The sequence below is a fragment of the Paenibacillus sp. FJAT-27812 genome, from assembly GCF_001273905.1.
Lineage (GTDB): Bacteria > Bacillota > Bacilli > Paenibacillales > Paenibacillaceae > Pristimantibacillus.
Genome location: NZ_LIGH01000001.1, coordinates 4,130,049 through 4,149,432, shown reverse-complemented (window position 1 = coordinate 4,149,432; position 19,384 = coordinate 4,130,049). Strand labels below are relative to the sequence as shown.

At 51.1% G+C, this 19,384-nt stretch carries 17 protein-coding genes; 1 reads left to right on the top strand and 16 read right to left on the bottom strand.

From position 1 onward, the window contains the following. Positions 1-43 precede the first annotated feature (43 nt). On the bottom strand, positions 44-1,666 hold the full coding sequence (locus ADU23_RS17565; protein ID WP_053374918.1) for an S-layer homology domain-containing protein: 1,623 nt from the start codon (positions 1,664-1,666) through the stop codon (positions 44-46). Between the two features lie 207 nt (positions 1,667-1,873). Next, a complete protein-coding gene (locus tag ADU23_RS17560; protein WP_053374917.1) occupies positions 1,874-2,956 on the bottom strand; it encodes a glycoside hydrolase family 172 protein in 1,083 nt (360 codons plus the stop codon). Positions 2,957-3,174: 218 nt separating this feature from the next. Here ADU23_RS17560 and ADU23_RS17555 point away from each other — a divergent pair, with 218 nt between their 5' ends. Next, positions 3,175-4,080: a helix-turn-helix transcriptional regulator gene (locus ADU23_RS17555; RefSeq protein ID WP_053374916.1), complete on the top strand. Its 906-nt coding sequence runs from the start codon at positions 3,175-3,177 to the stop codon at positions 4,078-4,080. Between the two features lie 46 nt (positions 4,081-4,126). Here ADU23_RS17555 and ADU23_RS33640 read toward each other — a convergent pair whose 3' ends face one another. The 14 genes from ADU23_RS33640 to ADU23_RS17490 form a co-directional block, all read right to left on the bottom strand. Beyond that, on the bottom strand, positions 4,127-5,161 hold the full coding sequence (locus ADU23_RS33640; protein ID WP_231637449.1) for a glycoside hydrolase family 76 protein: 1,035 nt from the start codon (positions 5,159-5,161) through the stop codon (positions 4,127-4,129). Next, the gene (locus tag ADU23_RS33635; protein ID WP_231637447.1) at positions 5,158-6,201 is read right to left on the bottom strand and encodes a glycoside hydrolase family 76 protein; all 1,044 of its coding nucleotides are present in this window, start codon (positions 6,199-6,201) and stop codon (positions 5,158-5,160) included. The genes ADU23_RS33640 and ADU23_RS33635 overlap by 4 nt, the downstream gene beginning before the upstream one ends. Before the next feature lie 76 nt (positions 6,202-6,277). Further along, a complete protein-coding gene (locus ADU23_RS17545; RefSeq protein ID WP_053374915.1) occupies positions 6,278-7,165 on the bottom strand; it encodes a carbohydrate ABC transporter permease in 888 nt (295 codons plus the stop codon). A gap of 10 nt (positions 7,166-7,175) precedes the next feature. After that, the gene (locus ADU23_RS17540) at positions 7,176-8,063 is read right to left on the bottom strand and encodes a carbohydrate ABC transporter permease (RefSeq protein ID WP_053374914.1); all 888 of its coding nucleotides are present in this window, start codon (positions 8,061-8,063) and stop codon (positions 7,176-7,178) included. A 65-nt stretch (positions 8,064-8,128) separates the two neighbouring features. Next, entirely contained in the window at positions 8,129-9,442 is a 1,314-nt protein-coding gene (locus tag ADU23_RS17535; protein ID WP_053374913.1) for an ABC transporter substrate-binding protein, read from the bottom strand. A 206-nt stretch (positions 9,443-9,648) separates the two neighbouring features. After that, positions 9,649-10,803 carry a GntR family transcriptional regulator gene (locus ADU23_RS17530; RefSeq protein WP_053374912.1) on the bottom strand — a complete coding sequence of 385 codons (1,155 nt, stop codon included), beginning with the start codon at positions 10,801-10,803 and terminating at the stop codon, positions 9,649-9,651. Positions 10,804-11,400: 597 nt separating this feature from the next. Further along, a complete protein-coding gene (locus ADU23_RS17525) occupies positions 11,401-12,570 on the bottom strand; it encodes a peptidoglycan-binding domain-containing protein (RefSeq protein ID WP_157265833.1) in 1,170 nt (389 codons plus the stop codon). A gap of 148 nt (positions 12,571-12,718) precedes the next feature. Further along, positions 12,719-13,459 (bottom strand): IclR family transcriptional regulator, encoded by a 741-nt coding sequence (locus tag ADU23_RS17520; protein WP_053374911.1) that lies wholly within the window; start codon positions 13,457-13,459, stop codon positions 12,719-12,721. 53 nt (positions 13,460-13,512) lie between these two features. Then, positions 13,513-14,151, bottom strand: coding sequence for an ABC transporter permease (locus tag ADU23_RS17515; RefSeq protein ID WP_053374910.1), 639 nt, complete (start codon positions 14,149-14,151; stop codon positions 13,513-13,515). Positions 14,152-14,157: 6 nt separating this feature from the next. Beyond that, a complete protein-coding gene (locus tag ADU23_RS17510) occupies positions 14,158-15,117 on the bottom strand; it encodes an ABC transporter ATP-binding protein (RefSeq protein WP_053374909.1) in 960 nt (319 codons plus the stop codon). Between the two features lie 68 nt (positions 15,118-15,185). Next, positions 15,186-16,091 carry an ABC transporter substrate-binding protein gene (locus ADU23_RS17505; RefSeq protein WP_053374908.1) on the bottom strand — a complete coding sequence of 302 codons (906 nt, stop codon included), beginning with the start codon at positions 16,089-16,091 and terminating at the stop codon, positions 15,186-15,188. Between the two features lie 18 nt (positions 16,092-16,109). Next, positions 16,110-16,754 carry an ABC transporter permease gene (locus ADU23_RS17500; RefSeq protein ID WP_053374907.1) on the bottom strand — a complete coding sequence of 215 codons (645 nt, stop codon included), beginning with the start codon at positions 16,752-16,754 and terminating at the stop codon, positions 16,110-16,112. Positions 16,755-16,847: 93 nt separating this feature from the next. After that, the gene (locus tag ADU23_RS17495) at positions 16,848-18,101 is read right to left on the bottom strand and encodes a Zn-dependent hydrolase (RefSeq protein WP_053374906.1); all 1,254 of its coding nucleotides are present in this window, start codon (positions 18,099-18,101) and stop codon (positions 16,848-16,850) included. After that, a complete protein-coding gene (locus ADU23_RS17490; RefSeq protein ID WP_053374905.1) occupies positions 18,094-19,368 on the bottom strand; it encodes a M20 family metallo-hydrolase in 1,275 nt (424 codons plus the stop codon). Before ADU23_RS17490 ends, ADU23_RS17495 begins: the two co-directional genes overlap by 8 nt. Positions 19,369-19,384 lie beyond the last annotated feature (16 nt).

The following is a 19,384-nucleotide window of genomic DNA, read 5'->3' as shown; positions in this document are numbered from 1 at the left end:
GACGGGGCAGATGTAACATCCTGCTCCGTCCTATCCTCTAATCCTATTTGTTAAAAGAAGAGATCATCGTCCAATCGTCATCCGTCAGCTGGTTGATCTGCCACAAGGCAACGCCGCGCAGCCCCAGCTCCTTCGCCAATCGCATCTTGGCTTGAATGCTCTGCACGTTCTCGTACCACATCAGGTGCGAGCCTCTTGCATCGGTAAAAGTCACCTTATTCAAAAAGTAAGGCAGCTGCATAACCGATGTCGTATCCGGTGCCGCTATCCGGCTTTCCACGGCGGTAATCGCCGGCGAACGGAAAAATTCCACTTTGCCATCCGTGCCCGTCGTCCATTGGTTTGCCTGCTTCGATATGCCAAGCAGCAGCTTGTCCGCCGGTATATGCTTCAGCGCATCCCGCGCAGCATCGCCCACTAGAGTGAGCGGCGCGGACGGCAGCCCGCTTTCTTCATGCGTAAATTCATAAGCCATCAGGACGACCTGGTCAGCAAGCTCGCCAATCTGCTTGTAATCATAGCCAGCGTAATAATACGAAGGCGGTACAACAACCGTTAAACCTGCATCGCCAAGCTCCGCCTTAATCGCACGCAGCAGCTCATTGAGCGGCTCTTTGTAGGAGGCTGGCACAAGTCCCTCAAAGTCGATCGCAACCCTGTCAAATCCGTATGATGGATTGGCGGCTGCCTCCCCTACAGAAACGGCAAATGCTTTGCGGGCATCTGCATCCATCAGAAAATCGCCAAGCTTTTGAAACGTCGTATTCGCAAAAATCATTAGCGTTTTCGTAGACGTACTGCTCTCTGCCGCAGTAATCGCCTGCTTCCAATCGCTTGGCGGCGCCAGCGCAACCGCTGCCTTGCCCGCGCCTTGATAATCGAGCTTCGCCCAATCGAAGATGACCTCGTTTGCGGAAGCGAAGCGCTCGAGCTTCTTATAAGGCCCGGACGCCGCATAAAACGTCGCGATCTCAAGCTGATGGCTGGCGCTCCGAAAGCCGATCATCCGATCGATAATCGAGGCTGCCTCGCGGCGCGTCAACGACTTTTTCGGAAGGAACATGCCTTTATTGTCGCCTTTCATAATCGCGTCTGCGTATGTCCTTAGCACATAAGGAGCAAGCTTCTGGTCAATCTGATCCTGATCGCCAAAAGCAGCCTGCTCGCGCGCCGGAAGCCAGTCCACCTCAAGCCACTGCTTTTTCTCCTCCGCCGTTTTGCCCTGAAATAAAGCAAAGGCGGTTAATGCCGCCACTTCTTCGCGCTTGATGCTTTGGCTTGGACTGAATTTGCCGTCTTTGACAAGCAAGTCCAGCCATCCCGCATCATAGGCAAGCTTGATTGGTCCGTAGGACCAGCGGTCCTTTGCCACATCCGAGAGCGCGGCCGATTTCTCTTTCTCTATTACCGGCTTTACCGATTCTACCAGCAGCTTCACGAACGCTTCTCTAGTAAGCTCTGCATTAGGCCGATAGGTACCGTCCTCATAGCCGGATACGACGCCAAGCGAGACTAAACGGTAAATGGATTCAGCCGCCCAGTCCTTCTCCGGCACGTCGCGATATAATTTCAATTGTGCATCATAAGCAAACGCCTGCATAGACGTTCCGATCATGAACAGCATAAGGATCCCAATGAGCATCGTCGTTTTTCCCCGCAACTTCAAATCATCTCTCTCCTTTTAGAGTAAAGCTATTACTCTATCAATTTGGTCGATAGAATCATATACCATTTCCCATCAAAAGTCCAACTTCCCCAACTTATGGAACTTGCTTCTGAAATGCCGCTAAAAAAGCCATCCGCTCGGAACGTTATCGCTCCAACCGCATGACTTCCCTATCTTTTCCTGCTATTTCATTTACTATTTTAGAAGTCAAATGACTTCCCGTTCGTCGTTCCCCGGCAGAGAAGGATACGAAGCATGCGGCTCCAGTTGGTACCAAAAAGCCGTTGAAGAAATATCGCTTTGCTGCGGCAAATATCTTCCTCCCGAACGCCAGCCAAGATCTTGGATCGTCACCTTCAAGTCGCTATGGAACCGGATCGGGTCCATGATATGCCAACGGTACATGCCAAACCGCTGCTGGCTGCGATATAAGCCGTCCGGTTTAATCAGCTGATGCATGCCTAAGTACGCGGTAGAGTAAGTGCCGTATTGCCCGCGCGGCTGCTCCCAGTTCCATGCGCCGCCAAAATAATCCTCCGTGCCTGTTCCGCATATCGTCGGAAACGCTTTGTCTCCGTCCATAAAAAACTTAATTTCGCCTTCGCCCCACCAGCCTGTATTGTTGACCTGCCAAGCCAAATAAGTGCCGATATAATGCCCTTTTCCGGTTACGCCGTCGAGTATCGTATGGACTTCGCCGTACGGCACGGGATTGGATCTTCGCCACTGGGCATGGAAATAAGCCATATCATCCGGCACGTCCGTTAGCGTGTAATCGACCTGATAATACAATACGACCTTGTCGGCCTTTTTGTTCTCGACCGTCATTTTCGCATGCTTCCGAAACGGCATCAGCCAGTAGCTGTTCATCCCCCCAGCCGGATTTACGGCAATTGGCTGCGAGTTTACGTCGCTTCGCTCCTGCCAGCCGTTGCAGAAGAAGTCTCCAATCGGAACCTCTACGGAAGGCTGCTCCTCGCCATCCCAATACATGCGGAGAATCATATTTCTCCAGTTCGCCGGAGCGCATGTCAGCCATATATGTTGAATCGCTCCCGGACCGTCGATATCCGCCATCGTAAAGGTCGCTCCAGCCGCGATTTCCACCGAAGGCGACACCTTCCAGCCGATCCCCAAATCCCGCGCGCAATTCGCGCCGGTACCTTCCGTTGCCATACCGCCCTTGCCCTTCTCGCCGTTAAAGTTTTCTGCGCTTATCGAACGAGTCTGCGCATCAGAAACTCTAGCCAAGCTGCCTATGCCCATCTCTAGCCCGTTAAATCGACTCATAACCGAATGCTCACTCCCCATAAATGTCAGTGATTGATCGTTAAACAGCTCCGTCATATAATAGAAGATGCTATTTGTTTTTCAAGCCTATTATCTTTGTTTCCGCCTTTACACCGTATTGTTACCGTTTACATTGCTTATGTTAGCATAGTTATTTGGGAACTTCTTTATTTCAGCTTGTTATTATTTGTCCAATCCTGCTATTTTGGAGTGATGAAATGGAAGCGTTCTCCGAATCAAAAAAAGGACTAATGGCCAAGCTTTCCCCAAACGTCCGCAGAGCTTGGAATCATCGCGAATCAGGCATGCGCCTGAAAGCCCGGATCATTTTCGACTATGAGCTGCTTTACTTAGAGAAGGGACAGCTAACGTTAAGAATCGACCATACTATTCATAACATCCTGCCCGGTGACATCGTACTGTTTAAGCCTGGCAAGGAGCATGAGTTTATCGAATCGGTCGGCGAATGCTGGATGCCGCATATTCATTTTGACGCGCTCTATGCGGACAATCATGAGGAAGTGCCCATCAGCTACAAAAGCCTGTCCGAATGCAGCGAGCAGGAAAAGGGATGGATTCGCGAAGACGTCTTAGGGTCCGTGCTGCAAATACCGGATGTCATTCGAGTGGACAACCACGGAGAAATATTAAAAACGCTGCAGCAGCTTATTTATGCGTATGAACGGCGTGACCTTGCATTTTACATTTTGCAAAAATCGTTAGTTTTAAAGCTGATCTATCTCATTGCCAAAGGGCTGGAAGCATACGAATTGACTCGAAGCCGCGTCCATCATAAATCACTGGATGCGGCAGCGACACTAATCATGGAACGTTTTGACCAGGCGATTCTTCTTGAAGAGCTGTCCAAAACGGCAACGCTAAGCGTCTATCACTTCTCGCGGCTGTTCAAACAAAAATACGGGCTTACGCCCCATCAATTCCAGATGCGCTACCGCATCGAGAAAGCGAAGCATCTATTAATTTATACGCCGTTATCGATTACGACCATCGCAGAGAAAGTCGGTTATGGCAGCGTCTTCGCATTCAGCAAGGCCTTTAAGCAAATCGAATCGATCTCGCCGCGAAAATTCATCCAAGCCTTTACCGGTCTCAATGACCTCTAATAAAAAGTCCCCGCTGCGCTGTAAATCCAGCTTAACGGGGACTCTTTTATTCCAAACGCTGAAGCGCTTCGGCCGCTTCGAGCAGCATCACGCCGCTAAGCTGGACGCTTAGCTGCACCGGCACCACGGGAAGGCTCTCCCACGAAGGGCCGCATAAGCCGCTTGCCTTATCCAGTCCCTGCTCCAACAAAATCGCCCTATTGGCAAGGACAGCTTCCCGCACCTCGTTCATCTCCGGAGCAGCACGCAGCAGCTCGACCAAATACCTTACCAAAATGCCTTTGAATAGCCCCGTATCGTCGATGCCCTCATCAGGCAATACGTGGTTTCCCGGGCTGCATAATCTCACGATGCACGCGTGCGCCGTACGCTTCGCCTCTTCCAGAAACGACCGATCTCCCGTGCTGCGATACAGCTCTACGCCAGCGCCGATATAAACGCCTTGGCAATACGTAAACGCCCAATCATAATCGATCTGCATATCGCCCAAGCGGTTGATGCCATCCCATACAAAGCCGGTTTCAGGATCAACCAGATTTTCTTTGTTCCACTTATATATTTTCAAAGCCCATTCCAAATCCGACTTGTCCCCAAAGCATTGAAACAGCCTTGCGGCGAGTATAGCAGCAGGCGCGTTGGCCGGCGTATTTTTATAATCCAATTGTCCTTTGTTCCAGGCCATGCCGCCGCCCATATGCTCGCTCCAAGCCGTCTTAATATCCGCCCACAGCTCCAAGGCGCTTTGTTTATACGCTTCATTGCCTGTGGCTTGATAGGCTCTCAGCAAAGCTAATCCGAGCCATTCCATATCATCGTAATAATGGTGCAGAAACGTCCCGCCGTTGCTCCTAAGCAACCCCTCGTAAATCGCTTCAATTCGGTCCTTATAAAGGCGGTCTCCCGTCCGGTTCAACCCGTCCACAAACACGTCGATCACATGCGCCTGCCACCAGTAGTAATAGTTTTCGTCAGCCCTGTTCGCTTCGCGCGGATACCATTGATTCATAATCGAGGTCGTTTCATTCCAATAATTGCCCATCAAAGCATCCTGTGCAAAATCAGCCCTATTCATTATGCTCATCCGCGGCGCTCCGCCATTCGCTCCAGCAGCATGACTCCGCTAAGCTGCACGCTAAGCGTAACGAGCCCGCCAGGCATTTCTGTCCAATTTTGATTAAACAATGCCTTATCATCCGCTTTGCCGCTCAGCCAAAGCTGCTCAGCGTTCGCCTGCAGCAGCTGCCAAGCGCCGGCTCCGCCCGTTTCCTTCGCCAGCTCCGCTGCATACCGAACGAGAATGCCCTTGAACAAGCCGCCATCTCCCGTCTCCTCATCAGGCAAGATGCCCGTGACTGAATCAGCCAGCTCCGAAACCGCTGCCTCGAAGGAACGTGCCGCATCATCCAAATACGCTTGCTCGCCGCTTATGCGGAACAACTCTACCGCAGCGCCAATAAATACGCCTTGGCAATACGTAAACTTCCATTCTTTATCGATGGCGCCGTCCCCGTTGCGGTTCATCCCATCCCATACGAAGCCGGTTGCCGGATCTACGAGATGATCCTTCTGCCAATGATATATTTTGAGCGCCCATTCCAAATCGCTCTCGTCCTTGAACGCTTGATATAAGCGTGCCGCCAAAATCGCAGCCGGCGCATTAGCAGGCGTGTTCTTGTAATCGAGCTGCGTTTTCTGCCATGCGATGCCGCCTCCCATATGCTCGTTCCAGCCGGTTTTAATATCTTCCCATAGCTCCAAAGCAGCTTGCTTGTACGTCTCTTCTCCGGTTGCCGCATAAGCACGCAGCCAGGCCAGCGCCATCCATTCCATATCATCATATAATTGGTTAGGCAAGGAGCCGCCGTTTCTCTCCAATATCCCTTCATAGAAAATGCGCAGCCTCTCCGTATAACGCGAATCCCCTGTTCGAACCAAGCCGTCTACCAGCACGTCAACCGCATGCGCCATCCACCAGTAATGAAAAATCGTATTGCATTTGCCGTCCGGGCACGGCGTCTCAATATTGTACATCCGTATCGCATCATTCCAAAAATAGTGCTCCAGCGCTGCCTGAGCTTCGTCGGCACGCTTCTCCCATACTCCTACCGCTAATTGGTTCATCTGCCTTCTCCCCTTATGTCATTATTCGTTCCAATCTCCACACGCTGCAAATGACTGGCTGATCGAGCCGTCACGGCTATCCCTTAATTCCGCTAAACGCTATTCCCTGCACAAAGTAGCGCTGCAGCAGCAGAAACAAAATCAATATCGGCAATATAGCGACCAAGGCGCCTGCCATCATCGGACCAAAATCCGTTTGAAAGTTGTAGGAAAAGGCTTGCAGCCCCATTTGAACCGTCGCTTTTGCCGGATCATTAAGCACGATCATCGGCCACAGAAAGCTGTTCCAGCCTGCCTGAAACGTAAATATCCCAAGCGTAGCGAGTGCCGGCTTCGTCAGCGGCAAATAGATTCGCCAAAAAATCATAAATTCTCCGCAGCCTTCGATGCGCGCCATCTCCAGCATATCGGTAGGCAGCGTTAAGAAAAACTGCCGCATAAAGAAGACCGCAAACGTTCCAGAAGCACCTGGCAAAATAATGCCCCAAAACGAATTCATAAGACCATGCCCGCCTGCCCCAAGCAAGTCATTTCCGCCGAAGAAAGGAAGATGCTGCAGCACATACACGCTTGGAATCATCGTAACGATTCCCGGTATCATCATCGCCGCGAGCAATACCCGAAATAGCGGCTGGCTTAGTTTGAATTTGAGCTTGGCAAACGCATAACCCGCCAAAGATCCTAAAAAAAGATTAAATAATACCCCCGAAGCCGCAAGCACAAACGAGTTCCAGAAATATAAGCCGAATGGCACCGTCGTAAACGCCTTCCTGTAATGCTCAAACGTAATATCCGTAGGCAGCCATTTGATCGGCATCGCAAAAATTTGATCATCCGGTTTAAAGGAAGTGAGCACGCTCCAATAAAATGGCAAAAACATGACGATGGCGATCAAGGCGCACGCGACATAATAGAACGTTTTCTTCAATCCCTTGGTTAAGGGGGTATTTCCGACCGTTTCCATATGCATCCCCCTATATCACAGACTCTTCTGCTTTAGTAATTCTCATATTAATGACGGAGAAAATGAGAATGGCTACTGCCAGAACAAATGCCTGCGCTGACGCATAGCCCATTTGCAGCTGATTAAAGCCTTGCTGGTAGATCAGATATACCGGTGTTTTGGTCACATTGGCCGGCCCGCCTTGGGTAAGCACGAACGCTTGATCAAATAACTGAAGCGCCCCGATAATGGATAACGTGCTGACAAGGAAGGTTGTTGGCCTGAGTTGCGGCCATGTAACGAACCGGAAGCAATCAAGCTTGGTCGCCCCGTCAAGCCGTGCCGATTCGTACAAATAATCAGGAACGCCCTGCAAGCCGGCAAGATAAATAATCATGTTGGAGCCGACAGACTGCCAGAGCGTCACCATAATGATCGAGAGCATCGCCGTCTCGGTCTGGGCTACCCATGCCGGTCCGGTAATGCCGACATACGACAGCAAACCGTTTACGAGTCCAAACTCGGGATGAAGCAGCCAGATCCATACGGTAGCTGCTGCTACGGATGAAGTGAGCGTAGGCAAGTAATTCAACGTCCGAAACAGCTTAATGCCGCGCCAAGCCCGGTTCATCAAAATGCCTAGCCCGAGCGAAATAATAATATTGAATGGAACAAATACGACCGCATAAAGGAATACGTTTTTGAACGTAACCCAAAGCAGCTCATCATCCAGCAAGCGCCGGTAATTTTCGAAGCCAACCCAATCCTTGCGGCTTAGCACATCATAGTTGGTGAAGCTCAAATAAAGCGCCATAAATACAGGGATCACGGTAAAAACGAGAAACAGCAGCATGGTCGGCGCAATGAAAGCATATGCCGTTCTTGCCTGATGACGATCCAGCTTTCTAACGGAAGCCATAGGAACTCCCCCCTCCATGGAGAAAGGGAGGATTTCCTCCCTTTCTTTTTTAAAGTGCTAAAGCATTATTTCACTTCGCTATTGTCCTTCAGCAGCTTATCGCCCTGCTCCTGCGATTTCTTAAGCGTATCCTCGATACTTTGCTTGTTTTGCTGGAATAGCTGAAGGTTCGGTATTAGCGCATCGCCCTCCAACACCGAGTAACCAGGATGGTTTGGACGCACCTTCGCGAATTCCAGCGTATCCATAAACGGCTTCCAGAGCGGATCATCCTTGAAAAACGGATCTTCGAGCGCCGGCTTGTAGCCCGGAATGTTCAAGCTCGTTTTTGCCCATAGCAGCGCGTTGTCTTTGTTTGCAAGCCACCATTTAATGAATGTCCACGACTCCTCTTTATGCTTCGCGCCCTCTGGAATAACAAGGCCGAATCCGCCCATGACGCTTCCTTTGTCGCCGCCCGGTCCAGCTGGCGGCGGCACAATGCCAAATTCCAAATCTTTACCGTATTTTTTATAAGTGCTTAGCATCCATGGACCAGTAAACTGCATCGCCAGCTTGCCGGTTACGAACGCATCCTGTCCCTCGCCTAACCCTTGCTCAAAGCCGACTTTATACACTTTGTCTTGATTGAGCAGACGGTCCCAGTATTGCAAAACTTGCTTGCCCTGCTCGTTGTTAAAATTGGTTTTGCCGTCTTCGGTAAGCATATGTCCGCCTGCTTGCTGCAAATACATGTTGAACAATCCGACATCGCCAAGCGAGAAGCCTGCAACCTCCAGCTTATTGCCATTCCACTTCGTTAGCTTGGCTGCGGCATCCGCAAGCTCATCCCATGTTTTTGGCGGCTGCAAGCCCGCTTCGTCAAGAAGCTTCTTATTATAGAAGAGAGCGCGCGCATCCACCGTCAGCGGCAGCCCGTACAGCTTATCGTTCAGGGAAAGCTCCTTTAACGATTCCTCATAATAGTCATCGCGCGAAATGCCGTCACGCTCTAAATATTCATCAATCGGATGGAGCACATTTTTCGGCGCATACAGCGACGTTCTCCAACGATCCCAGAACAGAATGTCCGGTGAGCCGCCCGAGGTTGCAGCCGTCAGAAACTTGGTGATCATATCCTGCTGCAGCACATATTTGACGCGTATTTTATCCTGCGATTTGTTGAAGGCATCCACCATTGTCTCAAATTGCGCTTGCCCTTCGCCGCCCCAATCGCCCCAGAAGGTCAACTCTACCGCTTTATTGTTTTTCGAGCTTCCTTCTCCCGCTTTCGTGTTTCCGCCTGTATCTTTCTGGTCCGTATTGTCCGAGCATCCAGCCATAAGCGACGTTGCGAGCACCATTGCCGTTAACCCCATCAACCATTGCTTCGATTTCATTGCCAAGCCTCCCTTTTGTTTGGTTTATTCGATAAATAGTAAACGCTTTCATGTAATTAGTATATTAGTATGAAATGTGTATGTCAACCTAAATATATTTCGACATTTTACAAGCTAATATATCATTTAAACTGGGCTGCACACAAAAAAAGAACGTTCGACATCACTAATCGAGTGATGTTGAACGCTCTATAGGCGCGGCTCCATTATTTGCTTGCTTTATCTGTCGACTCTCCAATGATTAGATCCGCTTCAAGCATGATTTTGTTCGGTACGGCTTGGCCTTGCATAATTTGCAGCACATGGCCGATGGCTAGGCGACCCATTTCCTCTTCGTTTTGGCGAATATGGGTAAAGGCATAACCGCCGCCAAGTCTGGTGGACGGGCTATCGAAACAAATAATCGAAATATCTTGAGGAATACGAAGGCCCAGCCGCTCCACAGCCGATTTGGCAAGCAGCGCAATGTTATATTCAATAGCGAACAATGCGGTAATGGACGGATGCTCCTTCAAATGCTCCATTAGCTTTTCAATATCCCGTTCGATGTTTTCATCGCTGAATGAATTCGGCAAGGTTGAGGTCAAATCGCTTACCCACAGCTCCCGATCCACCGCAATCCCGTGCTCGGCATGCGCTTGAATATACCCTTCGATCCGATCCTCGACAGCGGTCGTATCCATTGGCGGCGGTGATAGGAACGAAATATGGCGATGGCCCAGCTCAAATAAATAGGAAGTTGCTTTTCTGGCGGCAGCGGCATTATCGGAGCTGATCGAAGCGGCGGAAACTCCCTTTAAGTGCCTATCTATTAATACGAGAGGGAATCTGCGAATAACCAGCTTCAAAATTTCCTCGTTAAAATACTCCCCCTGCGCCGGGAAAATGATTAATCCGTCTACCCCCAAATCTAGCAGCTTCTGAATGGAAAGCTCCTCATTGGCCGGTATGCCAAAAGATCTGCGGAGCACAAGGAAGCAATCATGCTCTCTTGAAGCTTCTTCCATGCCATAGATCAAACCCGTCCCATAGCTGTTGCCAAAATCGGTTATGACGAGTCCAATCGTCGTCATTTCCGTTGCCAAAGAAGACGCAGCAGCCTGAGAGGGAGCAGCAGCGGACCCGAAATCGGTAGCTGGATCAGCAACAAATGATCCTCTCCCCGGCTTTCGTACGATCAAACGCTCATTCGTAAGCAGCTCCAGCGCTTTTTTGCTCGTTATTCTGCTTACTTTATAGGCTTCCGCCAATTCCTTCTCCGAAGGGATCCGTTCGCCGATGCCATATACCTTCGTTAAAATTTGATTTTTTACCGATTCAAATATTTTTTCGTACATCGGTTTAGACGAAGTTTCATTCATATTGAACCCCTCTCCCATTTGACCATATCAACATGTCTCTAATAATATATCATGATATGTCATTCATTTCTCTTTTGCAAATGGATTTTCAAACGGAGCCCTATAAAAAGAAGCCAATCAGCAGCGGCAAATTGACCTCCAAACGGCACGACCGGACTAGTGTCATCGGATTGCCGCGCACATCAAGCTGCGATGTAAGGGTCAGCGCATGGGGCACTTTTAAAGGTATCTTTAGAATAAAGTGTGTTTTTTAATCACTTTGATTCCTCATACGTTTGTCTCCACAAGCAGCTGATGCGGTATGCATGGATGCTACGCTGCAATTTATACAACGTAATTCAAAATTTGCCGCCTGCTCCTTTGCTACAATGTATTTTTTACAGCAGAATCGCTGAATTCCGCCTCATCTTCCACTTTGGAGGCTATTTCTAACGCATTTCTGCATCATTGCTTCTTAGTAGTGGTTTCATTTGAAGCTTACGTTGCACTTTTTGCAACGTAAATCCAATGGGCAGCACACTAAACGGAAAATGGCAAAACAAAAAGGACCTCATTCTCAGAGGTCCTCTTCGTCTACCTATTCAAAACGTTATCCGCTTATTGCTGACTGCTATTTGGAGCTTGATTCTCGGACTGGTTGCCGCCTTTGCTTTGGTTACCTGACTGTCCGCCGCCAGGAGCTTGGTTGTTGCCTCCGCCTAGGCCGCCATTGCCGCCATGGTTGTGGTTGCCGCCTTGGCCGCCGCCAATGTTGCCGCCCTTGCTTTTGTTCTCGCCTTGGCCGCCGCCAATTCCGCCGCCTTTGCCTTGGTTCTCGCCTGCGCCGCCGAATCCGCCGCCTTTGCCACGGTTTTCGCCTGCTCCGCCGCCAATTCCGCCGCCTTTGCCTTGGTTCTCGCCTGCGCCGCCGCCAATTCCGCCGCTTTTGCCACGGTTCTCGCCTTGGCCGCCGCCGAATCCGCCGCCTTTGCCTTGGTTCTCGCCTGCTCCGCCGCCAAATCCGCCGCCTTTGCCACGGTTTTCACCTGCTCCGCCGCCAATTCCGCCGCCTTTGCCTTGGCCTGCGCCGCCACCAGCTCCGCCGCCTGCTCCGCCACCTGCTCCGCCACCTGCTCCGCCGCCTGCGCCGCCACCTGCTCCGCCGCCTGCTCCGCCGCCTGCACCGCCGCCTGCGCCGCCACCAGCGCCGCCACCTGCGCCGCCACCAGTTCCGCCGCCTGCACCGCCACCAGCTCCGCCGCCTGCACCGCCACCAGCTCCGCCGCCTGCACCGCCGCCTGCACCGCCACCAGCTCCGCCGCCTGCGCCGCCACCAGCTCCGCCGCCTGCGCCGTTACCAGCTCCAGCTCCAGCTCCATTGCCTTTACCGTTGCCGATTGATTTTGCTTTCATATTCGACTTCGCTTTGCTCCGAGCTTTCATCGAAGACTTCGACACTGAATACGAGTATGAAATGGAGTTTAATGTTTTAGCATCCACAGAGCCGGTTGCCTTTAGCCCGTGCTTTTTCTGATAGTATTTTACGCCGCGAACGGTAGATGGACCATAATAGCCATCGATTGGACCAGAATAGCTGCCCAGTGACTTCAACATGCCTTGGATCACGTACACATCCGGCCCCTTCGCGTTTTTGCCAATCGCATGTCCGGTATGAGGCATGCTGAGCATTAATGTTACGGCTAGCAACACTGCGCCTATGTATCTTGCAGCAAGCCTCATTAACGAACTGCTTTTCTCACCTGATGTCATTTCATCGCCTTGTTGCATACTTAATACACCATCCTTTTCAATTCGTTAGTAAAGCACCACCTTACTATCCCCATCTTTTTATTTTCATACCACAATTATTTCACGACAAAAAAACGGATCGCTATACGCGCTCCGCTGCTCTTTAAACATCTTATTTGGAAAATACTTACGCCAAACCGCCTAGCTTGCACGAAATTTGTGATGCAGCCGCTTTCACGTATTGAATCACAATTGGAATCTCTTTCTCATTAAGTCTGTGAATCGGACCCGCTGCCGATAAGCTCGCGACGATTCGCTGCTGCGGATCAAAAATCGGAGCCGCGATTGCAAAAGCATCGGTATCCACCTCGCCCAATGTGAAGCTATAGCCAGCTTTCCTTATGCCTTGCAGCTCCTGCAATAACGAAGGCTTGCTGGCATCTTCCGCAAAAAGCTTGCACATCTCTTCAATAACCTTGTCATTTTCATAAGCGAGCAGCGTCTTTCCTGAGGCGCCAGAGTTAAGCGGCAGTACTCTGCCATTTTCAATGGAGAGCCTGATCAGCCGTTTGCTCGTTACATTTTCGATGCAAATGGCTTTAGAGCCGGAGCGGACGAACAAAACGGTCGTTTCGTTCGTTAGAGCGGTAAGCTCCTCCATTACCGGCCTAGCAATCGTTAGAAGCTCCTTCTCAATTTGCTGAGACAAGCTTCTGGCTAAATCAAAGATGCGCAGCCCTAAACCAATTTGTCCCCTGCCCTTGCGCTCCACAAAACCATTTTTTATAAGGGTTTGAATAAAACGATATGCCGTGCTGTCCGGGATGCCTACCTTCTCCGCAATCTCGCTGACCGTAAGCGTAGCTCCCGACTCCGCAAGCACGAACAAAATATCGATAGCACGCCCTAATGTTTGAGTACCATTCATCATTACACCTCGAAATATAAGCAATAATTATTACATGTATGTGGAATAGTATATCATACCCGCTGTTCGCCGCGTGCTCTATGCAGCGTGGTTTTTTCGAGTCTCAGAAGAATCGTATTCGTCGATAAGGCCAGAAGTGAAACGAGCAGCGTGCCCCAGACCATTTTAGGAACGGAATTTTGGTACAAGCCCTCGAATAAAATGCCGCCTAATCCGCCCGCATTGATCCAAGCTGCAATCGTCGCTATGCCAATAACGGAAACCGAAGCGATCCTCACCCCGCCAATGATGACCGGAAGCGCTAGCGGGAGCTCGATTCGGACGAACATCCTCCAAGCGCCAAAGCCCATTCCTTTTGCTGCCTCAAGGATAGACGGCTCAATGGATTGAAACCCTGATATGACGTTGCGCACCAAAATCAGCTGGCTGTATACGACTAACGCAATAATGGCTGGCTTGCTCCCAAGCCCAACGAGCGGAATAAGCAAAGCGAACATGCCGAGGCTCGGGATCGCATAAATGATGCCTAACACGGACAATATAGGAACCGAAATCCGGCGATGTCTTGCGAGCCAGTAACCAAGCGGAAGCGCGATTAGCAGCGCTATAAACAGCGACACGAAAGTAAGATAAATATGCTCAAGCAAGGAGGCCAATAGATCGTCATAATGGCGGCTAAAATAGTCGATCATCTACGTTCACCTGCCGTTCTGCAGCTTTAGCTGCTCAAGCGTGATCCGGCCAACAAGCTCATGCTCTTCGTTTTCCACAGCCACATACGGTATGTTTTGCTGCAACAACATTTGAAGCACCGTTTTTAGGCTCTCCCCCTTTTGGACGCGGGGAATGTTGTCGCCTGCTGTACTTTCCGCAAGCTCGATCATCCGCTCCTCCGCACGCATAAGATGCAGCTGCTGGAACAAGTTGTCGGATTGAATCAAGCGTGACACAAAGTCATTGCTCGGATTTGACATGATCGCAAGCGGAGCATCATATTGCTGGATCGTGCCTTCATTCATGACAATCATGCGATCTCCGAGCTTCATCGCCTCATCCACGTCATGCGTCACAAATAAAACCGTTTTGCCAAGCTCGCGTTGAATTTGCTTGAAATCATCCTGCAGCTTCGTCCGCGTAATCGCATCGATCGCGCCAAACGGCTCATCCATTAGCAGGATTGCGGGGTCTCCCGCCATCGCTCTCGCTATGCCGACACGCTGCTGCTGACCGCCGGACAGCTGGCGTGGATACAGCTTTTTATAGTTTTCCGGCAGATGGACAAGCTCCATCAAGTAGTTGATTCGCTCAGCCGTTTTCTGGCGATCCCATCCTAATATATCAGGGACGGTTGCGATATTCTGTTCGATCGTCAGATGGGGAAACAGCCCCACCTGCTGAATGACATAACCGATGCTTTGGCGCAGCTCTGTAACCGGCAAGCTCCTGATATCTTTGCCGAACACCGAGATGATGCCTGCTGTTGGCTCAATGATCCGGTTGACCATTTTGAGCAATGTCGTTTTTCCGCAGCCAGACGCGCCTAATATCGTGACAAAAGAGCCTTGCGGAATAACGAGGCTCGTCTCATTCACAGAAGGCTTCGCCGCCTTCGGGAATGTTTTGGATACCTGATTGAATACGATTGCCTCTTTGCTCATTGTTTATCAACTCCTGTAGGAAGGGGGCTTCCCCAATATGGAGAAACCCCGCTGCATCAAAATATGATTTATTTCTTGATCAAGCCCTGCTCTTCCAAAAATGCTTTTGCCACATCAGCATACTCTTTTTTGTCGATATCCACTTGAGCATTTAGCTTCTGTACCGTCACGTTATCCAGCTTAGCCGATACTTTGTTCAGCACCTTCGCCACTTCCGGGTCTTTCTCGTTAAGCTCACCGCGAATGACAGGAGCCACGAAGTACGGAGGCCAGAACTTTTTGTCATCTTCAAGCAGTACGAGATCCGGGTTCGTCAAGTCGCCGTCTGTAGTAAAGCCAACCGTTACATCCGCTTCGCCATCAAGCGTTACGCGGTATTTGATGCCGTAATCAAACAGCTTGATGCTTTTGAAATCCATTTTGCCGTAGAAAGCATTCAGACCCTTCAAGCCATCCTCGCGCTCTTCGAATTCCGGTACAGCAGCAAGGTTAAGCTCAGGTGCAAGCTTCACAAGATCCGAAATTTTGTACAGATTATATTTTTCAGCAATTTTTTTCGTCGTTACAAGACCTTGCGAATCATTTGCGTTCGTTGGCTCAAGCCAGATAAGGTTAAATTTTTCTTTGTAGCCTTTAGCTACTTCGTCATATACCGTCTTAGCGTCGGAGTTTGGCGGCAATTCCAATACGTTGATGAGGCCCGTTCCCGTGTATTCCGGATAAAAGTCGATATCGCCTTTTTTGAGCGCTTCATGAGCGACCAGCGTACCGCCAAGGTTCAGCTTGCGATCCACTTTATAACCTTCATTTTCAAGCGCCAATGCGTACATTTCACCTAAAATCAATGATTCCGTAAAGTTTTTGGAGCCTACTTTAACTTCTGTCTTGCCTGAGCCGCCGTTCGACGAGCATGCGCTAATGACCAGTACCGCACTAATGATCAACCCTGTCAAAGCTACTAATCTCTTTTTCATTTGAATAATCCCCCTTCATTATAAACGCTCATATTTGGTTGCCGCTCTTTCAATTCCTGCAAAGCCGATTTCCGATATAATCGCTAGCAGCGCCACCGGCAGCGCTCCGACAAGCAGCAACGAGAAGTTGTACATGCCAAGGCCGTTAATGATGAACGTTCCAAGCCCGCCGCCCCCGATAAAAGCGGCCAATGTCGCACTGGCGATTACCTCCACGGCTGCTGTTTTGACGCCCGACAGCAGCAAGGGAACCGCAAGCGGCAGCTCGATTTTGCGTAATATCATTCGCTCTCCCATTCCAAGTCCTGACGCAGCCTCGATGATAGCCGGTTCAATCCCTCTAAACCCCATGTAGGTGTTGATCAGAATCGGCGGGCAAGCGAGCAGCGTTAACGCAATAAGCGCAGGTGCAAAACCCGTCCCCATTATCGGCAAAATAATGATAAGTACAGCCAGACTGGGAATAACCCGCAAGGAGTTGAACAGACCCATAATTGGCCCAGTCAGCCACTCTTTCTTCGCGCACAATATGCCTAGCGGCACGCATATGACGATCGCGATAAGGAGCGCGTAGAGGCTAATGGTCAAATGAACCTTGACTGCTTCCAGAAACCTATCGCTATTGGTTATCACATATTCGTAGGCACCGCGGAAAGCATCCATCTGTCTTCGCTCCACCTTTCCGATTGAATTATCATTTATCAATAATGCATTACCATTATTATTAAACTATATATCCCATTATGTCAATCGGAATTATGATTCCAAATCATTTGCCAGCAGGATGAGCGTGTTCACAAGCACATTCGCACCTGCCTCGCAATCCTCCGGGCTGCTCCATTCCAGCGGATGATGACTGATCCCATCTCGGGAACGAACCAAAATCAGGCCGATATCCGTCAGCTGATTCATGGCAACCGCATCATGGCCCGCGCCGCAAACCATATAGGTGTCCGGCAAACCAACACCCGCGCAGCTGCTCGCGAGCGCATCTACGATTCGTTTCGAAGACTGCACAGGCTGCGCACCGTCAATCGTACGGATGGAAATGGATAATCCCCTTGCAGCGGCTGAGCTTGCGAGCGCAGCCTTAACTGCAAGCTCCATTTGCGCTAGCGACTCCGCTGCTTCATGCCGCAGGTCAATCGTAAAGATCACTTCGCCAGGAATGACGTTAATGGCCCCCGGAGCGAGCTTCAGCGTACCCGCCGTCGCGACTCCGCCCTGCTCGGCAGCAATTTGCTCAATCGCAAGCAGCGCTTCGGCTGCAGCGGTGAGCGGGTCCTGCCGCAGCTTCATCGGCGTCGTTCCCGCATGATCAGCCCGTCCGCGCATGCTCGCCTCAAGCCAGCTATGACCATAAATAGCCGTTGCTATACCTACGGCTTCCCCTAACTCCTCCAGCACGCGTCCTTGCTCGATGTGCAGCTCCACATAAGCTTTGACTGCTTCCCGGCTGCGGCTGGCAAGCGATATGAGCTGCGGATTCAAATCCGCGAATGCCATCGCTTCCCCAAGCTTGGTGCCAGCGGAATCGGTCAGCTCGAGCAAGTTCCCATCCCATGTGCCTGCCATCGCTCGGCTGCCCAAATAACCGGCGCCAAAGCGCACGCCCTCTTCGTCCGTAAAGCAAATAACCTCAAGCGGCCTATCATGTTTAAGCCCTTGCTCGTTGATGGTTCGAAGCGCCTCAATGCCGCCAAGCACACCCAGCGCGCCATCGAAGATGCCGGCATGAATGACCGTGTCAATGTGAGAGCCTGTCACGATGGCTCCAGCGCCTTGGCGCTCGCCCTCCAGTCGACCGATAAGATTGCCTGCTTCATCCTGCCTAACGGCTAATCCCGCTTCCTCCATCAATCGAATAATAAATTGTCTTGCTATTAATTCCTCGTTGCTGAGCGAGAGGCGCGTTACGCCGCCGTGCGGGTCAGCTCCGATCTTGCCTAGCTCCTGAATCGATTCCCACAACCGCCCGCCGCTGATTCGTAAGCTTCCTGTCTTATTCATCCTGCCACCCGCTTAAATCCTTAGCGTCAAATAACAGCAACGCGGCTGCCAAAGCCTGCGTTCCAGCTGCTACGTCCTCATAATCCGTCCATTCCTCCGGGCAATGGCTTCTGCCGCCCTTGCTGGGCACAAAGATCATCCCGATTGGCGCAATCGTTGCAAGCTGATTGGCATCATGCCCCGCGCCGCTTGCCAGAGTAATTGCCGGAGCAACCGAAGAGCATGCTTGGAGCACGGTTTGCAGCACCTGCTCCCCGGCCATAACCGAATCCGACTTCGACAATGGCTCAAGCGACAAGCGAAGTCCACGCTTAGAAGCTATTGCAGACGCCTCCGCTGCAAAAGCCGCATACACCGCTTCCGAAGTCATTCGGTCAAGCGAGCGAATTTCCAGGTTAAACCGAACAAGACCCGGCACTACATTCGAAGCGTTGGGCTCATTCGTAACTTTACCGATCGTCCCTACCGCTTCCGCCGCGTAATTCATGCAGAGGCGTTCAAACGCTAATCCTATTTCGCAAAAGCCCGCCAGCGCATCGTTACGCAGCGTCATCGGCGTAGTGCCCGCATGGTTCGGCGCGCCAGCCAGCGTGACGCGGTATCGATGAATGCCTACAATGCCAAGCACGGCGCCAAGCCCGTGCCCTGACTGCTCAAGCACCGGGCCTTGCTCGATATGAAGCTCAAGATAAAGCGCCACGTCACCAGGCTTTTTTGCTTGCGCTGCGAGCTGCCCAGCGTCCCCGCCCTGCCGGTTAATCGCATCGCCAAGCTTCAGACCGTTATCGTCGCTTAGCTCCAGCATCGCTTCTGTCAGATTGCCGACCATTCCCCGGCTGCCCACCGTCGAGATGCCGAACTCGCTCGGCTCTTCCGCCGTGAAGTCGACGATTTGAAGCGAGTGGCGAAGTGGCTTGCCCGCTTCTTTAAGCAAACGCGCAATTTCGATGCCGGCAAGCACGCCGATAATTCCGTCAAAGCGGCCGCCGCCCGTCACCGTATCGGTATGGGAGCCAATCATAATCGGAGGCAGCGCGAGGTCGCTTCCGGGCAAGCTTCCGATCAAGTTAGAAGCCGCGTCAATCGATACCTCAAGTCCCGCAGCCCGCATTAGCTCGGAAAGCCAGCGCCTTCCGTCATCATAAAACGAAGTGAACGGACGGCGCGTCCAGCCCGGCTTTGACGGATCGCTATACGACGATAGCTGCTCGATATCAGCCTGCATCCGAGCGGCGCTCGGTACCAGTTGGTCTATTCTGCTTTCCATCCCATACCTCTCCTTC

Coding starts and splice junctions, on each gene's coding strand:
- ADU23_RS17560 (WP_053374917.1), bottom strand. CDS start 2,956: ATGAGTCGATTTAACGGGCTAGAGATGGGCATAGGCAGCTTGGCTAGA.
- ADU23_RS17555 (WP_053374916.1), top strand. CDS start 3,175: ATGGAAGCGTTCTCCGAATCAAAAAAAGGACTAATGGCCAAGCTTTCC.
- ADU23_RS33640 (WP_231637449.1), bottom strand. CDS start 5,161: ATGAGCATAATGAATAGGGCTGATTTTGCACAGGATGCTTTGATGGGC.
- ADU23_RS33635 (WP_231637447.1), bottom strand. CDS start 6,201: ATGAACCAATTAGCGGTAGGAGTATGGGAGAAGCGTGCCGACGAAGCT.
- ADU23_RS17545 (WP_053374915.1), bottom strand. CDS start 7,165: ATGGAAACGGTCGGAAATACCCCCTTAACCAAGGGATTGAAGAAAACG.
- ADU23_RS17540 (WP_053374914.1), bottom strand. CDS start 8,063: ATGGCTTCCGTTAGAAAGCTGGATCGTCATCAGGCAAGAACGGCATAT.
- ADU23_RS17535 (WP_053374913.1), bottom strand. CDS start 9,442: ATGAAATCGAAGCAATGGTTGATGGGGTTAACGGCAATGGTGCTCGCA.
- ADU23_RS17530 (WP_053374912.1), bottom strand. CDS start 10,803: ATGAATGAAACTTCGTCTAAACCGATGTACGAAAAAATATTTGAATCG.
- ADU23_RS17525 (WP_157265833.1), bottom strand. CDS start 12,570: ATGCAACAAGGCGATGAAATGACATCAGGTGAGAAAAGCAGTTCGTTA.
- ADU23_RS17520 (WP_053374911.1), bottom strand. CDS start 13,459: ATGAATGGTACTCAAACATTAGGGCGTGCTATCGATATTTTGTTCGTG.
- ADU23_RS17515 (WP_053374910.1), bottom strand. CDS start 14,151: ATGATCGACTATTTTAGCCGCCATTATGACGATCTATTGGCCTCCTTG.
- ADU23_RS17510 (WP_053374909.1), bottom strand. CDS start 15,117: ATGAGCAAAGAGGCAATCGTATTCAATCAGGTATCCAAAACATTCCCG.
- ADU23_RS17505 (WP_053374908.1), bottom strand. CDS start 16,091: ATGAAAAAGAGATTAGTAGCTTTGACAGGGTTGATCATTAGTGCGGTA.
- ADU23_RS17500 (WP_053374907.1), bottom strand. CDS start 16,754: ATGGATGCTTTCCGCGGTGCCTACGAATATGTGATAACCAATAGCGAT.
- ADU23_RS17495 (WP_053374906.1), bottom strand. CDS start 18,101: ATGAATAAGACAGGAAGCTTACGAATCAGCGGCGGGCGGTTGTGGGAA.
- ADU23_RS17490 (WP_053374905.1), bottom strand. CDS start 19,368: ATGGAAAGCAGAATAGACCAACTGGTACCGAGCGCCGCTCGGATGCAG.